The sequence below is a fragment of the Methylobacterium sp. WL69 genome, from assembly GCF_008039485.1.
In the GTDB taxonomy this organism is placed as follows: domain Bacteria; phylum Pseudomonadota; class Alphaproteobacteria; order Rhizobiales; family Beijerinckiaceae; genus Methylobacterium.
Window position 1 is genome coordinate 1 of the sequence record NZ_VRUZ01000209.1, and the last position, 671, is coordinate 671.

General features: G+C 71.1%; 1 pseudogene. It reads left to right on the top strand.

Annotation, left to right across the window (positions count from 1 at the left end):
- Nucleotides 1-651 (top strand): annotated as a pseudogene (locus FV218_RS22490) (IS5 family transposase); the annotation flags it as partial.
- Nucleotides 652-671: the final 20 nt, after the last annotated feature.

Here is a 671-nt window from a genome sequence, read left to right on the forward strand (position 1 = left end):
GAGCCGGTTTTACCGCTGGCGCAAGGCCGGTGTGTTCGACCGGGTGCTGCGGTGCCTGCAGGCGCAAGCCGATGCCCGAGGCGAGCTCGACGGGGACCTGCACTTCGTCGACGCCACGGTGGTCCGCGCCCACCAGCACGCCGCCGGTGCACGCCGGTCCGGCGCCATCGGGGGGGTGAGGGGACGGTCGAGGGGATTGGTGAAGCGCTCGGGCGCAGCCAGGGCGGGGTCTCGACCAAGCTGCATCTGCGGGCCGAAGGCGGCGGCAAGCCAGTCGCGGCGGTGCTGACGGCCGGCGAGCGCCACGAGCAGTTCGCCCTGGATGCGCCGATGGACGAGGGCGCCGTGCCCCGTCACGGGCGAGGCCGTCCGCGTCTGCGTCCTCGCCGAACCTGCGGGGACCGGGGCTAATCCAGTCCACCGGCCCGCCGCCGCCTCAGGCAGCGCCGGATCGAGCCAGTCATCCCGACCCGCAAAGATCAACCGCGGCAGCCCGACTTCGACAAGGCTGCTTACCGGGAGCGCAACAGGGTCGAGCGGCTGATCGGACGCCTCAAGCAGTATCGCCGCATCGCCACCCGCTACGAGAAGCGGGCGGCCAACGACCTCGCCATGGTCACACTCGGCATGACCATGCTCTGGCTCACATGACCTCGCAGAGACGACCTAGT